Source organism: Gammaproteobacteria bacterium (assembly GCA_024235095.1).
Taxonomy (GTDB): domain Bacteria; phylum Pseudomonadota; class Gammaproteobacteria; order Competibacterales; family Competibacteraceae; genus UBA2383.
Window position 1 is genome coordinate 808,665 of sequence record JACKNC010000001.1, and the last position, 14,188, is coordinate 822,852.

12 protein-coding genes are annotated in these 14,188 nt (G+C 57.0%); 10 read left to right on the forward strand and 2 right to left on the reverse strand.

From position 1 onward, the window contains the following. Positions 1-48 precede the first annotated feature (48 nt). Together glnD and map are read right to left on the reverse strand one after the other, a co-directional pair. Positions 49-2,778, reverse strand: a complete 2,730-nt coding sequence (gene glnD, locus H6973_03435; GenBank protein MCP5124709.1) for a [protein-PII] uridylyltransferase — start codon at positions 2,776-2,778, stop codon at positions 49-51. 25 nt (positions 2,779-2,803) lie between these two features. Then, positions 2,804-3,634 carry a type I methionyl aminopeptidase gene (map, locus tag H6973_03440; protein ID MCP5124710.1) on the reverse strand — a complete coding sequence of 277 codons (831 nt, stop codon included), beginning with the start codon at positions 3,632-3,634 and terminating at the stop codon, positions 2,804-2,806. 259 nt (positions 3,635-3,893) lie between these two features. On the opposite strand from map, the gene rpsB reads away from it, so the two are divergent. From rpsB to H6973_03490, 10 genes are all read left to right on the forward strand, one after another. Further along, complete coding sequence (rpsB, locus tag H6973_03445; GenBank protein ID MCP5124711.1) at positions 3,894-4,652, forward strand: 30S ribosomal protein S2; 759 nt, start codon at positions 3,894-3,896, stop codon at positions 4,650-4,652. 111 nt (positions 4,653-4,763) lie between these two features. Then, positions 4,764-5,642 carry an elongation factor Ts gene (locus tag H6973_03450; protein MCP5124712.1) on the forward strand — a complete coding sequence of 293 codons (879 nt, stop codon included), beginning with the start codon at positions 4,764-4,766 and terminating at the stop codon, positions 5,640-5,642. A gap of 146 nt (positions 5,643-5,788) precedes the next feature. Continuing rightward, positions 5,789-6,514: a UMP kinase gene (gene pyrH / locus H6973_03455; protein ID MCP5124713.1), complete on the forward strand. Its 726-nt coding sequence runs from the start codon at positions 5,789-5,791 to the stop codon at positions 6,512-6,514. Between the two features lie 5 nt (positions 6,515-6,519). Then, complete coding sequence (gene frr, locus H6973_03460; protein ID MCP5124714.1) at positions 6,520-7,077, forward strand: ribosome recycling factor; 558 nt, start codon at positions 6,520-6,522, stop codon at positions 7,075-7,077. 54 nt (positions 7,078-7,131) lie between these two features. Continuing rightward, positions 7,132-7,896: a di-trans,poly-cis-decaprenylcistransferase gene (gene uppS, locus H6973_03465; GenBank protein MCP5124715.1), complete on the forward strand. Its 765-nt coding sequence runs from the start codon at positions 7,132-7,134 to the stop codon at positions 7,894-7,896. Then, positions 7,889-8,698, forward strand: coding sequence for a phosphatidate cytidylyltransferase (locus H6973_03470; GenBank protein MCP5124716.1), 810 nt, complete (start codon positions 7,889-7,891; stop codon positions 8,696-8,698). Before uppS ends, H6973_03470 begins: the two co-directional genes overlap by 8 nt. Beyond that, positions 8,695-9,897, forward strand: coding sequence for a 1-deoxy-D-xylulose-5-phosphate reductoisomerase (locus tag H6973_03475; GenBank protein ID MCP5124717.1), 1,203 nt, complete (start codon positions 8,695-8,697; stop codon positions 9,895-9,897). Before H6973_03470 ends, H6973_03475 begins: the two co-directional genes overlap by 4 nt. Continuing rightward, positions 9,897-11,264 (forward strand): sigma E protease regulator RseP, encoded by a 1,368-nt coding sequence (gene rseP, locus H6973_03480; protein ID MCP5124718.1) that lies wholly within the window; start codon positions 9,897-9,899, stop codon positions 11,262-11,264. Before H6973_03475 ends, rseP begins: the two co-directional genes overlap by 1 nt. 36 nt (positions 11,265-11,300) lie before the next feature. Further along, the gene (gene bamA, locus H6973_03485) at positions 11,301-13,589 is read left to right on the forward strand and encodes an outer membrane protein assembly factor BamA (protein ID MCP5124719.1); all 2,289 of its coding nucleotides are present in this window, start codon (positions 11,301-11,303) and stop codon (positions 13,587-13,589) included. Next, the gene (locus H6973_03490; GenBank protein ID MCP5124720.1) at positions 13,543-14,187 is read left to right on the forward strand and encodes an OmpH family outer membrane protein; all 645 of its coding nucleotides are present in this window, start codon (positions 13,543-13,545) and stop codon (positions 14,185-14,187) included. Before bamA ends, H6973_03490 begins: the two co-directional genes overlap by 47 nt. Position 14,188: the final 1 nt, after the last annotated feature.

Below are 14,188 nucleotides of genomic sequence, written 5' to 3' on the forward strand. Positions count from 1 at the left end.
CAGGAGCCAAAGTATGTGATTGATATAAATTTAATAAATTAAAAAATCTTAGCTATTCTCCGCCGAATCCAGTTGCGCAATCAGCGCTTCCCGCAATGCGGCGTACTTCATTGAATTGTTCAACGGGCGATTCTCACGATCAGTCACGAAGAATACGTCCTCAACCCGGGCGCCGATCGTCGCAATTTTAGCATTATGCAATTGCACGCCGCAGGTCATGAAGGCTTGCCCGACCTGGCACAGCAATCCGGGACGATCCCAGGAAACCAGTTCCACCACCGTGCGGCCGTTGGTGGCGTTTTCGCTGAACGAGACTTCGGTGGGCATTTGAAACGCCTTCTGAATCCGCGAAATATGCCGGGCGGGCAGGGGCGGTGGCGAATCGGAACGCTGAAGATAATGCAGCAGCGTATGCAAAATTTCCTTAATGCGGATGCGGTCCTGAATCGGCAACCCGGTATCCTCCAGCACTGTGAAGCTATCCAGCGTGTAGCCGTTGTGGCCGGTGATGATCCGGGCATCGAAAATGGTCAACCCCAATTGATCAAGCGCGGAGGTGATCAGCGCGAACAGATTGTCCTGATCGCGGGTGTAAATGAAGATTTCGGTGCCGCCCCGTCCGGGATCGTCGCGCGCCATGACCAGGGGGCGTTCCCGATGGCCGCGCTTCAGAATCGCCCGGGTGTGCCAAACAATCTCATCGGCGGAATGACGCAGGAAGTAGTCGTCGCCGAACCCTTCCCAGATCCAGTTCATCCGCTCCTCGTCAATTTTGGTCAAATGCAACCGCCGTCGCGCCTGATCCTGCGCCTCGCGGATGCGCTCTTCCTTGTCAATCGGGTTGTCCAGACCCCGCCGCAAGGCCCGCCGCGTGGCTTCGTATAACTGCCAGAGCAACGAAGCGCGCCAGGTGTTCCACAGGTTGGGGTTGGTGCCGCGAATGTCAGCGACCGTCAGCAGATATAGATAGTCCAAGTGCATTTGATCGCCCATCTGCTGGGCGAAGGCATGGATCACATCCGGATCGTGGATATCCTGCTTTTGAGCAGTTAGCGATAAGGTCAGGTGATGGCGCACCAACCAGGCAATCAGTCGGGTATCGAAGCTGCTGAGTCCATGCTGGCGGCAGAAGCGCCTGGCGTCTTCAGCGCCCAGTATGGAATGATCGCCGCCGCGCCCCTTGGCGATGTCATGATAGAGGCCGGCGACGTACAACAATTCCGGCTTGGGCAGCCGCGCCATGATGACGCTGCAATGCGGGAGTTGCTCAGTATATTGGGGCAGGAAAAACCGCCGCAGATTGCGCACGACGAATAGAATGTGCTGATCCACCGTGTAGGCGTGGAATAGGTCATATTGCATCCGCCCGACAATCTGGCCAAATTCCGGCAGATAGGCCGGCAGCACCCCGTAGGCGTTCATCAACCGCAATTGCCGGGTTACCCCATAAGGTTGACGCAGGATTTCCATGAACAGGCTGCGCGGGCGCACATCGTTGCGGAATTTGTCATCGATCAACGGCTGGTGGTCACGAATCGACCGGATAGTAGAGGCGCGGATACCCTTGATTTCCGGATGTTGTTGCAGGATCAGGAAGACTTCCAGCAACGCGAACGGGTAACGCAGAAAGACATTGGGCCGGGTCACTTCCAGATAGCCGCGCCGGACCTGAAAACGACGATTGATCGGTTGTGGGTCGCCCGGTTCATCCGCTGAAAGTATCGCTTCCTCAAACAACTGCAACAGCATCTCGTTCAGCCGGCTCAAGGCGTTTACCGTCCGGTAATAGCGTTGCATGAACTGTTCGACCGCCAGGTTATGGTCCTGGTCCTGGTAACCGAACTGCTGGGCGATGCGCCGTTGATGATCGAACAACAGCACATCTTCGCGGCGACCGGTCAGCGCATGGAGGGCAAAGCGCACTTGCCAAAGATAGTTTCGGCATTCAATCAGTTCGTCATATTCCCGCGTGCTTAGAAAGCCGTGGCTGACCAGTTCCTGCAAGGTGCTGGCGCCAAAGTGCCGCTTGGCGACCCAGCCGATCATCTGCATGTCGCGCAAGCCGCCAGGACCATCCTTGATATTAGGCTCCAGATTAAAAGCGGTTTCATTGTATTTGCGACAGCGCTGGCAACGCTCTTGCCGCTTGGATTCAAAGAAGGCTTCATCCGGCCAAATCCGGTCGGGTCCGGTCACCGCGCGCATGCGTTCGAACAGCGCCATGGAACCGGTCAGCAGGCGCGCTTCCATCAGACTGGTCGCGACCGTGATCTCGGCGGCCCCTTCGCGGGCGCAATCCTCGACAGTGCGCACGCTGTGGCCAACCTCCAAGCCGATGTCCCACAGGAAGGTCAGAAAATTCTCCAGCCCGGAACGATGCGTCTCCAACGCCTGGTCGTCCAGCAGGATCATGATGTCTACGTCGGAACCTGGGTGCAGTTCCCCACGCCCATAACCTCCCACCGCCACCAGCGCCAGATCCTGAATCTCTGTTTCGAAAAACTGAACCCAGAGGCGCTGCAGCACTTCATCCATCAACCGGGCGCGCGCCAACACCAACTCGTAGGCAGGGATGCCTTGCCGGAACAGCGTCTTGAGCCGGACATCGCTTTGTTTGAGAAGGCTCCGGAACGCGGTGACCGCATTCACGTTCGCGGTGAGTTCGCGCTCAAAGGTCGTAGCGTCAAACAGCGCCAGGTCGTTCCACGACGCATTATCCCGTAAACTGTCGGTAATCTGGGGCAAAACAGGCAGTGGCGCGCTATCGAGGACGGTCATACAGTTCTCCAGGTGGAGTGCGACGTTAAAGCGTTGCGCCGGGACTCAGCGTGAGAATTTCGTAGCCGGTTTCAGTGACCAGCACCGTGTGTTCCCACTGGGCGGACACGCTGTGATCCTTGGTCACTACGGTCCAGCCATCCGGCAGCAACTTCACATGGCGCTTGCCGGCGTTGATCATGGGTTCAATGGTGAAGGTCATACCGGGAATCAGGGAAACCCCCTCGCCGGGATTGCCGTAATGCAACACTTGAGGATCCTCATGAAAGTCCCGGCCAATGCCGTGGCCACAGTATTCCCGCACGACCGAGCAGCGCTGCGCCTCGGCGTATTTCTGGATAGCGTGGCCTACATCGCCAAGGCGGAGGCCTGGTCGCACCGTTTCAATGCCAATGCGCAGACAGTCATGAGCGATCCGGCAAACCCGTTGCGCAGCGATGGGCGGCGTCCCGACGGCAAACATGCGGCTGGTGTCGCCATGGTAGCTGTCCTTGATTACAGTGATGTCAATGTTGACGACGTCGCCCTTCCTGAGTTTTTTCGGTCCGGGAATGCCGTGGCAGACGACGTGATTGACCGAGGTGCAAATGGATTTTGGAAAGCCTCGGTAGTTCAAGGGCGCGGGAATCACCTTCTGCACATTCACCATGTAGTCATGGCAAATCCGATCCAATTCCTCAGTGGTAACGCCTTCCTGCACATAAGGACCGATCATATCCAGCACTTCGGCGGCTAGCTGACCCGCTATGCGCATTTTCTCAATTTCCGCTGGGGTTTTGTAGGTGATGGCGATCGGTTGCTTGGGAGGTTTCTGGAACATATTTTCAGTCTGTCGGCTACGGTTTTGGGGGCGCATGGATAATTTCAAGGTTGGTAGACGGTCACTGTTGAGGACGACCCCTAACTCTTCAAAAAATTGGGACAGTTCTTCGCAGACAGCGGTTCATTTGGTTTTCCTGAACGATCCATGTTATAAAGCGCGCGCCTTTTAGGCAAATAGTCTTTAAATACTTCTCACATTCGCCGGCACGAGCGGCCGGGTGCCCTCATGGGGTTGCCGCTTGGGGCGAATGGAGGCTTAACCCTGAATCTTTTTTGAAGGAGAACCCTCGGCAATGGCGACTGTTTCGATGCGCCAGATGCTGGAGGCCGGCGTGCATTTCGGCCACCAGACCCGTTACTGGAATCCCAAAATGGCCCCGTATATCTTCGGGGCGCGCAGCAAAATTCATATTATCAACCTGGAAAAAACCCTGCCGCTGTACCTCGATTCGCTGAATTTCATCGGTCGACTGGCGTCCAAGGGCGGCAAGGTTCTGTTGGTGGGCACCAAACGCTCGGCCCGCGAAACGACCGCCGAGGCGGCGATCCGTTGCGGGATGCCGTTTGTTAACCACCGCTGGCTCGGTGGGATGCTCACCAATTTCAAGACGGTCCGGCAGTCCATCAAGCGACTCAAGGATCTGGAACTGATGGCCCAGGATGGCACCTTCGACCGTCTGGCCAAAAAAGAAGTCATCGGTCTGCGCCGGGACATGGACAAGTTGGAGCGTAGTCTCGGCGGCATCAAGGATATGACCAGTCTTCCGGATGCTTTGTTCGTCGTTGACGTGGGGCATGAGCGTATCGCGGTCCAGGAGGCCAATAAGCTGGGGATTCCCGTAATCGGTGTGGTGGACACCAATAACTCGCCAGATGGCGTGAACTATGTAGTTCCTGGTAATGACGACGCCATCCGCGCCATCCAGCTTTACCTCGGCGGCGTGGCCGAAGCGGTGTTGGAAGGTCGCGCGGTGCTGGCGACCGGACGTGGCCCCGAAGAGGAATTTGTTGAAATTCCCGAGGAAACGCTACCGGTCAATGAAGGCGTCTGAAATCCCGGGATGACGGTTTTACCAGGAGGCTCGCGGGTTCGACGCCCCCGAGCCTTTTTGATCAATTTTGACTTGGTTCAGTACAGAACTGTTTTGCAGAGGTAAACAAGCATGGCGGAAATCACCGCGGCGCTGGTCAAGGAACTGCGCGAACGTACGGGTTCGGGGATGATGGAGTGCAAGAGGGCCTTGCAGGAAACCGGTGGCGACATCGAAGCGGCGGTTGAATCGATGCGCAAGGCCGGGCAGGCCAAGGCGGATAAGAAGGCCAGCCGGATCGCTGCTGAAGGTTTGATCGTGGTCAAACAGGCCAACGGCGCAACCGCCATGGTCGAGATCAATTGCGAAACTGACTTTGTGACGAAAAACGAAGATTTTCGCGCATTCGCCGATGCCGTGGCCGAAGTGGCGCTGCAAGGCGAATGGGCGGATCTGGACGCCTTGCTGGCGGCGAACATGGCGAATGGCCAAAGCGTTGAGCAGAACCGGCGCGAGTGCATCGCCAAAATTGGCGAGAACATTAACGTCCGCCGTTTCGCCCGCTTGGCGACAAGCGGTGGCGTATTAGGCAGTTACCTGCATGGCGTGCGTATTGGCGTTCTAGTCGAGTTGGAAGGCGGCGATTCGGACTTGGCCAAGGACATTGCCATGCATGTTGCCGCCAGCCGGCCGCTGTGCATCAGCGCTGACCAGGTGCCGGCAGAACTGCTCGCCAGGGAAAAGGACATCTTTGCCGCTCAGGCGGCGGCCAGCGGCAAACCGGCCAATATCATCGACAAGATGGTGGAAGGACGCCTGCGCAAATACCTGGAGGAAGTGACCTTACTGGGTCAACCGTTCGTCAAGGACACCGAACAAAGCGTTGACAAGCTGCTGAAATCTCACAAAGCCCGAGTTATCCGTTTCGAGCGCTTTGAACTGGGCGAGGGCATCGAGAAAAAATCCGGCGACTTCGCCGCTGAGGTGATGGCGGCGGCGCGCGGCGACTAGGATGAACTCCCGAAGACCTAGAACGGGTCCCGAACCCGTTGGCATTTGCGCAGATACCGGAAACCCCTGTCATGCCATGACGCTAGGGCCGTGATTCCGGTACAATTCCTTCACCTTTCATGACAGCGCAGGTTACGCGATTCCCCATGCTGAATTCCAGACCGGTATTTAAGCGGATTCTTCTCAAGCTCAGCGGCGAAGCGCTCATGGGCAAGGACGATTACGGTATCGATACTGAAGTGATTGCCCGCATGGCCAGTGAAGTACGCGATCTGCGTCAATTAGGCGTGGAAGTCGGCATGGTGATTGGCGGCGGCAACCTGTTTCGCGGCGCAGGATTGGCGCAGGCGGGCATGGACCGGGTGACTGCTGATCACATGGGAATGTTGGCTACGGTCATGAATTCGTTGGCAATGCAGGATACGCTGGAGCGACTGGGTGTTTTCACTCGCGTCATGTCGGCCATCCGTATTAATCAGGTCTGCGAGGACTATATCCGCCGCCGCGCTATTCGCCATCTGGAGAAGGGGCGGGTCGTGATCTTCGCTGCGGGCACCGGCAACCCCTTTTTCACTACCGATTCCGCCGCCAGCCTGCGAGCTATTGAGATTAATGCCGACGTCATGCTCAAGGCGACCAAGGTCGACGGCATTTATTCCGCGGATCCTTTCAAAGACCCGCACGCCGTGCGCTATGACCGCTTGACCTACGATGAGGCTCTGGCGCGTAAACTGCAAGTTATGGACGCTACGGCTATTGTCATGTGCCGTGAACATGACCTGCCGCTGATGGTTTTTAACATCAATCACCCCGGCGATCTGGTCAGGATCGTGTGTGGCGAGAAGGTAGGCACCACTGTGGTGCGGGAATGACGACCATGATCGACGACATCAAGAAAGACGCAACGGCCCGCATGGCCAAGAGCGTAGATACGCTCAAGCACGACTTAACCAAGCTGCGCACCGGGCGCGCCCATGCTAGTCTGTTAGACCATATTACAGTCAGCTACTATGGCAATGAGACGCCGCTCAATCAAGTGGCGTCCGTTGGCGTCGCCGACGCTCGCACTCTGCTGGTAACGCCTTGGGAAAAGAACATGGTCGGCCCGATTGAGAAAGCGATCATGAAATCCGATCTGGGTCTAAATCCCGTCACCGCCGGCACAGCGATCCGGGTGCCTTTGCCGGCGCTGACCGAGGAGCGCCGCCGGGATTTGGTGAAAGTGGTTCGACAGGAAGGGGAAAGCGCCAAGGTCGCGATCCGTAACATCCGTCGGGATGCCAACAATCAGTTCAAGGCGCTGCTCAAGGACAAAAAAATTACTGAAGATGCTGAACGACAGGCTCAGGATGAAACGCAGAAGTTGACCGACCGGCATATTCAGGAGGTGGACAAGATTCTCGCTGCCAAGGAAGCTGAATTAATGGAAATTTGAGGAGATCATCTGGATTTTCTACCCTGGCGTGAATTTATATGAGAAATCAACGGCATGTCGGATGATGGCCAGACAGCGCCTGTAGCTGGCGGCTGGCGGCCTCGTCATGTGGCGATTGTCATGGATGGCAACGGCCGTTGGGCGCAGCAGCGTTCCCTACCACGCACGGTTGGGCACCGCGAGGGGGCCAAGGCCGTGCGGCGCGTGGTCGAGGCCTGTGTTGAACGCGATATTCCTGTATTAACACTCTTCGCGTTCAGCAGTGAGAACTGGCGTCGGCCGCGCCGGGAAGTCGAAATCCTGATGAACCTGTTCTTAACCACCTTGCGCAGTGAGATTCGGCGATTGGACGTCGCTAATGTCCGGTTGCGATTCATCGGCGACCATAGCGCCTTTTCCCCGACCCTGCAGGACTATATCGCCAAAGCGGAGAAGCGCACGATGCGGAACACCGGCCTAACGCTGGTGATTGCCGCTAATTACGGTGGCCGCTGGGATATCCTCCAGGCTGCGCGGCGGGTTGCTGAGGACGTTGCCGCGGGTCGATTATCGCCCAATGATTTAACCATGGAGATCTATCACCGCTATACCTGCCTGGCTGATCTGCCGGAGCCGGATTTGTTCATTCGCACCGGTGGAGAGCAGCGCATCAGCAATTTTCTGCTCTGGCAACTGGCTTATACCGAGCTGTATTTCAGCGAACGACTGTGGCCGGACTATGACGCGGGTGACCTGGACGCCGCTTGCGCCGCCTTTGCCAATCGCCTGCGGCGGTTCGGCCAGACCAGCGAACAAGTCGCGTGGGGTAGCCATGCTTAAGCAGCGCGTTATCACGGCAAGCATTTTGGCGCTCCTGGTCATTTGGGCCGTGTTGAAATTGCCTGCAACAGGATTTGGCTTGGCGCTGTTGACGATTATTTTGCCCGGCGCCTGGGAATGGACGAGGCTGGTGGGTTTGGCGGCGCCGCGTGATCGAGGACTGTATGTGGGCGGAGTGCTGCTGCTCATTCTGGCGATCTGGCCGCTGCTCGACCACACGGCGCTTATGAGTGGTCTGCTGAGCGTGGTGGTCCTGAGTTGGTGCGGCGCGCTGCTGTGGCTGCGCTACTATGCTCAACGCCCTGATCATCAGGATCGGTCATTGGCGATAGGGATCGCTGGCGTGATCGTGCTGGTCGCGCCATGGGCGGCATTCATGGAATTGCGCGGCGAATTTGGACCGAGCTATGTGCTGTTTCTGTTCCTGCTGGTCTGGGCGGCGGATGTCGGCGCCTATTTCGCGGGCCGCCGCTGGGGGCAGCGCAAGCTGGCACCGGCAATCAGTCCGGGCAAAACCTGGGAAGGAGTTGGCGGCGCCGTGATGGCGACGTTGGTGCTGGCGCTGGCCGGCGCAGCGTTACTGGATGTTGGGGCGCGCTGGCCGGCGTTCGTGATGATATGTTTGATTACCGTGGGTTTTTCCATTGCTGGGGACTTGTTCGAGAGTATGCTCAAACGCCAGTGCGGGGTGAAGGATAGCGGATCGCTTCTACCGGGGCACGGCGGTGTTCTCGACCGAGTGGATAGTCTGACTGCGGCTGCGCCGGTCTTTCTGCTGGGCCTCCATGGAGTATGGGGATGAGTGGGCCGATCGGCATCGCCATTCTCGGTTCCACTGGCTCCATCGGCGTCAGTACGCTGAATGTGCTACAGCGTCACCCCGAGCGTTTCCGGGTGGTCGCATTGACCGCGCATCGTGATGTCGAAGGTCTGTTTCAACAATGCCTGACCCATGAACCCGAGTATGCGGTGATGGCGGACGCCGACGCTGCGGAGCAGTTACGTGACCGGTTACAGACGACAGGGCGCAGGGTCGAGGTGCTGGCGGGTGTGGAAGGATTGGAGCGGGTGGCGGCTTTGCCGGGAGTTGGGGCCGTCATGGCGGCGATTGTCGGGGCCGTCGGCTTGTTGCCGACCCTGGCGGCGGCGCGGGCCGGCAAGCGAGTGCTGCTGGCCAACAAGGAGGCGCTGGTCATGGCCGGGCCGCTGTTCATGGCGGCGGTGCGCGAGCGGGGTGCGGAATTATTGCCCATCGACAGTGAACATAATGCAGTGTTTCAGTGTCTTCCTCCAACCTTTGCTACGGAAGGACTTGACGCTGTCGGAGTACGGCGCATTCTTCTAACTGGTTCGGGCGGACCGTTTCGCCTCACCCCCCTCGAACAACTACCGAAAGCGACTCCAGAACAAGCTTGCGCGCATCCAAACTGGAGCATGGGTCGGAAAATTTCCGTCGATTCGGCCACCATGATGAACAAGGGTCTGGAAGTCATCGAAGCGCATTGGCTGTTTGGCGCGCCGCCGGAACGGATTGAAGTGGTGGTTCACCCGCAAAGCGTGATTCATTCCATGGTGGAATACCGGGATGGCTCGGTGCTGGCTCAACTGGGCAATCCGGATATGCGCACTCCCATTGCCCATGCCCTGGCTTGGCCGCGACGATTGGCGTCAGGGGCAACATTCCTGGATTTTGCCCAAATGGCTCCCCTGGAGTTTACGACCCCGGACTTCTCGCGCTTCCCCTGCCTGGAACTGGCTTTTGCCGCGCTGGCCGCGGGCGGCACGGCCCCGGTCATTCTTAATGCAGCTGACGAAATTGCCGTGCAAGCCTTTCTCGATCGACGGATTCGCTACACTGACATCCATACTGTTGTCCAATACACTCTGGAGCGGGTGAACAGACGCGCTATTGCGTCACTGGCGGTCATCCTCGATGACGATGTCCAGGCCCGAACCGTGGCCGGCGAATGGGTCGCCGCGCATGGCAGAGGTCTTTCATGATGAGCAGCAGTCCACTGATTTCATTACTGGCCCTGATCGTCACTCTGGGAGTGTTGATCACGGTGCATGAATTCGGGCATTTCTGGGTCGCGCGTCGGCTGGGCGTCAAGGTGCTGCGGTTTTCGGTTGGCTTTGGCAAACCGCTGTGGCGGCGACGTGGCCAGGATGATGTGGAATACGTGATCGCTGCGCTGCCGTTGGGCGGTTATGTAAAAATGCTTGACGAACGCGAGGGCGATGTGCCTGCTGATCAGTTGCACCGGGCGTTTAACCGGCAACCGGTGGGTTCGCGCATTGCCATTGTACTAGCGGGACCGTTTTTTAACTTTGTATTCGCCATCCTCGCTTACGCGGGTATGTTCGTCATCGGCGTTCCTGGAGTCAAACCTGTGATGGATGCGCCCGTAGCCGGATCGCTGGCTGAAGCGGGCGGATTCCGCAAAGGCGATCTGATCATTGCTGTTGACAATGAGCCTACCCCGGCGCTGGGCGCGGTCATGCTGGCGCTGGTGGATCGCACCATGGCGGAAGAGCAGGTCCAGGTTGAGGTCAGGGATATTGATGGTCGAACGCGCATCCGCACGCTGGACACGCGCTATGCCCCGGAATCGGATGAAGAAGTGCGAGTATTTGAACGGATGGGCTTGACGCCCTGGCAGCCGGTGCTGCCGGCGGTGATCGGCCAGGTGTTGCCGGACGGCGCTGCAAGCCGGGCAGGATTGCAATCCGGCGACCGCATCCTCGTGGCCGATGGAGAATCTGTCACTGACTGGCAGCAATGGCGCGCTATTATCGAACGCCACCCCGGCCAGTCGCTGAATGTGCGTATTGAACGCGACGGATTTGAGCAAGCGCTGGAACTGATTCCCGATACCCGAGAAAATCCCCAGGGCGAGCGAACGGGTTTTATCGGCGCGGTCGCGCAAATACCGCCTGATCTGGCTGAAGATTTGCGAGTCGTGGTGCGTTATGGGCCATTGGACGCGGTCGGAGCCGCCATCGGTAAAACCTGGGACATGTCATTGCTGACCTTGCGCATGCTGGGCCGAATGCTCATTGGCAAGGCTTCGCTGGATAATCTGAGCGGCCCGCTGACCATAGCCCAATTCGCTGGCCAGGCCGCCAGCGCCGGGTGGATCGCGTTCCTGTCGTTACTGGCCCTGGTCAGCATCAGCCTGGGGGTTTTGAATCTGCTGCCGGTGCCGGTGCTGGACGGTGGACATCTGTTGTATTACCTGATTGAAATCGTCAAAGGCAGTCCGTTGTCCGAGGCGATCCAGCATGTTGGACAGCAGGTGGGCATGGTCCTGTTGCTGATGCTGATGGGACTCGCGTTGTTCAATGATTTTAATCGTCTTCTGGGATAGGAGCCGCCAATTCAGGCCGGAGATCACGACTCGCTTATGAAATCCTACCATCATCTAATTTTGGCGCTTGGCTTGTGGGTTGCGGCATCTGTGGCGCATGCCAGCGAATTTGTCATAAAGGACATCCAGGTTGAGGGGTTGCAACGCATTTCGGCGGGGACAGTGTTCAACTATCTGCCGGCGAAGGTCGGCTCGTCCATTTCCGAGCAGGATTATCCAGACATTATCCGTGCGCTGTTCAAGACGGGCTTTTTTACCGATGTGCAATTGGAAAGAAGCGGTAATGTGTTGATTATTAAAGTTATCGAACGGCCCGCCATTGCCGAAGTCGAGATTGAAGGCAACAAGGACATCAGTACGGATGATTTGAAAAAGGCTTTAACCTCGGTCGGGCTGGCGGAGGGCCGCGTGTTTGACCGCTCCTTACTCGACAAAGTGGAGCAGGAACTGTTGCAGCAGTACTACAGCCGAGGCCGCTACGCTGTGAAGATCGACAGCCAGGTGCGTCCGCTGGAGCGTAACCGGGTTGCTATCAAGCTGATTATTTCCGAAGGCGCCGTGGCCAGCATTAGTCAGATCAATATCGTTGGCAATAAGGCATTCACCGAGAAAGAACTGCTGGGACTTATGCAGTCATCCACCACGGGTTGGTTCTCTTTCTTCACCAAGGATGATCAATACGCCAAGCAAAAGCTGGCGGCGGATATCGAAGCGCTGCGCTCTTTCTATCTGGATCGCGGTTATCTCAAATTCAATGTGGATTCCACCCAAGTCTCGATCACTCCGGACAAGAAAGACGTTTATATCACGATTAACATTACCGAGGGCGAACCCTACACGGTCCAGGGTGTTCAATTGACCGGTAATTTCGGAGTCGTGCCCGAAGCAGAGTTGCGCAAGCTGATTGAGATTGAATCCGGCGAAACCTTCTCTCGGGCCAAGATTGCCGAGATCACCAAAAAAGTGGGCGAACGGCTGGGCAATGAGGGTTATGCTTTCGCTAACGTCAACACCATACCCCAGGTCAACGACGAAAACCGGACAGTGGATTTGACCTTCCTGGTCGATCCAGGCCGACGGGTTTATGTGCGGCGTATCAACTTCCAGGGCAACGCCAAGACTCAGGATGAAGTATTGCGCCGGGAAATGCGGCAAGCGGAAGGCGCCTGGTATTCCACTAAGGATCTCGACCGTTCCAAAACCCGTCTTCAGCGCCTGGATTATCTGGAGAGCGTTAATGTTGACACAGCAGCGGCGCCGGGAACGAACGATCAGGTTGATGTGAACTATACGCTGGTCGAGCGGCCCTCAGGCAGCCTGTTATTTGGCATCGGTTATGGTCAGGAGTCGGGCCTCTTGCTGAATGCGAGCGTGACCCAGAACAACTTTCTCGGTACTGGCAATCAAATGAGCCTGGTGTTGAACAACAGCGATATCGGCGCCAACTACAGCCTGGCTTACAACAATCCCTATTACACCATCGATGGAGTCAGTCGCGGGTTCCGGGTTTACTATCAGAACATTGACGCCGCACAGGTTAATACGGCTGATTATGTATTGAACAATTATGGCGGCCAGGTTAGTTTCGGTTTTCCCCTGAATGAATTTGACACCTTGCTGATCCTCCCCGGTTATGATCATGTGCAAATCGATACGACAACGAGTACGCCGGTTGAAATTATTGACTACATCAACCGTAACGGCGATACCTTTAACACCTTCAAACTGGACGCCAGTTGGGCGCGCGATAGCCGCAATCGCACCGTTTTCCCGACCAGTGGCGCGCTGAATCAAATTACCACCGAGTTCGCTGTTCCTGGCAGCGATGTGGAATATTACAAGCTGAGCTATCGCGGGGTGTTCTACTACCCGTTGGCGCGCTGGATGACCTGGACGCTCGGGGGTGAGATTGGCTATGGCGATGGTTACGGCGATACCGACGGCCTGCCGTTTTTTGAAAATTTCTATGCGGGCGGTCTGCGCTCGGTGCGCGGTTACAAGACAAATACCCTGGGACCGCGTTATAGCAATAATGAGCCTAGCGGCGGCGCGTTCAAGACCACTGCCAGCACCCAGCTCATCCTGCCTGTGCCGTTCATGGAGAAATCGGAAAACGTGCGGGTTGCCGCCTTCTTCGATGCGGGTAATGTGTTCGCCACCACCAGCGATTTCGATGCTGGCGAGTTGCGTTACTCCGTAGGTATTTCCGGTCTGTGGCTATCGCCGCTGGGGCCAATCGTGTTGAGTGTGGCCGCGCCGCTTAACGATAAACCCGAGGATGAAACCGAGGCGTTCCAGTTCTCTTTCGGCGTACCGTTCAATTGATAGTGGAGGAGCAACCGAATCATGGCGGCTTTTGCTAGACTTTATTTTCTTACGCATCTTCGTTCACTTTCTTGAAGGCAGGTATCGAGTGAAGCTCAAGCAGCGTTTTTTAATCGCAGCGGCATTGGCGTTGCCGCTCTCGTTGGCGCAGGCGGCTGATCTGAAGATCGGTTTTGTCAGTATTGCCAAGATCCTGAATAGCGCGCCGCAAGCCGAGGCGGCCAGCAAGCGATTGGAGCAGGAATTCGCTCCACGGCAAAAAGGTCTAGTCGAGGCGCAAAAGTCGTTGCGCCGACTGGAGGAAAAATTGGCGAAAGACGGAGCGGTGATGAGCGAAAGCCAGCGTCGTAATCTGGAAAGCGATATTCGCAGTCAGGCGCGGGAACTCAACCGGACCAATGCAGAACTCCGGGAAGACTTCAACCTGCGTCGTAATGAAGAGCTGGGCAAGTTCCAGAAGCAGGTGCTGGATGTGATCAACAATCTCGCCAGGGAAGAAGGCTTTGATCTGGTCATCAACGACGGTGCGACGCTGTATGCCAGTTCGCAAGTTGATGTGACCGACAAGGTGCTCAAGCGACTGACTTCCAGCAGGTAAT

What these genes read in the sequence shown, in the direction of transcription:
- glnD (MCP5124709.1), bottom strand. Translation starts at nt 2,778, where the DNA reads ATGACCGTCCTCGATAGCGCGCCACTGCCTGTTTTGCCCCAGATTACC.
- frr (MCP5124714.1), top strand. Translation starts at nt 6,520, where the DNA reads ATGATCGACGACATCAAGAAAGACGCAACGGCCCGCATGGCCAAGAGC.
- H6973_03475 (MCP5124717.1), top strand. Translation starts at nt 8,695, where the DNA reads ATGAGTGGGCCGATCGGCATCGCCATTCTCGGTTCCACTGGCTCCATC.
- uppS (MCP5124715.1), top strand. Translation starts at nt 7,132, where the DNA reads ATGTCGGATGATGGCCAGACAGCGCCTGTAGCTGGCGGCTGGCGGCCT.
- H6973_03490 (MCP5124720.1), top strand. Translation starts at nt 13,543, where the DNA reads ATGAAACCGAGGCGTTCCAGTTCTCTTTCGGCGTACCGTTCAATTGAT.
- map (MCP5124710.1), bottom strand. Translation starts at nt 3,634, where the DNA reads ATGCGCCCCCAAAACCGTAGCCGACAGACTGAAAATATGTTCCAGAAA.
- bamA (MCP5124719.1), top strand. Translation starts at nt 11,301, where the DNA reads ATGAAATCCTACCATCATCTAATTTTGGCGCTTGGCTTGTGGGTTGCG.
- H6973_03450 (MCP5124712.1), top strand. Translation starts at nt 4,764, where the DNA reads ATGGCGGAAATCACCGCGGCGCTGGTCAAGGAACTGCGCGAACGTACG.
- H6973_03470 (MCP5124716.1), top strand. Translation starts at nt 7,889, where the DNA reads ATGCTTAAGCAGCGCGTTATCACGGCAAGCATTTTGGCGCTCCTGGTC.
- rpsB (MCP5124711.1), top strand. Translation starts at nt 3,894, where the DNA reads ATGGCGACTGTTTCGATGCGCCAGATGCTGGAGGCCGGCGTGCATTTC.
- rseP (MCP5124718.1), top strand. Translation starts at nt 9,897, where the DNA reads ATGAGCAGCAGTCCACTGATTTCATTACTGGCCCTGATCGTCACTCTG.
- pyrH (MCP5124713.1), top strand. Translation starts at nt 5,789, where the DNA reads ATGCTGAATTCCAGACCGGTATTTAAGCGGATTCTTCTCAAGCTCAGC.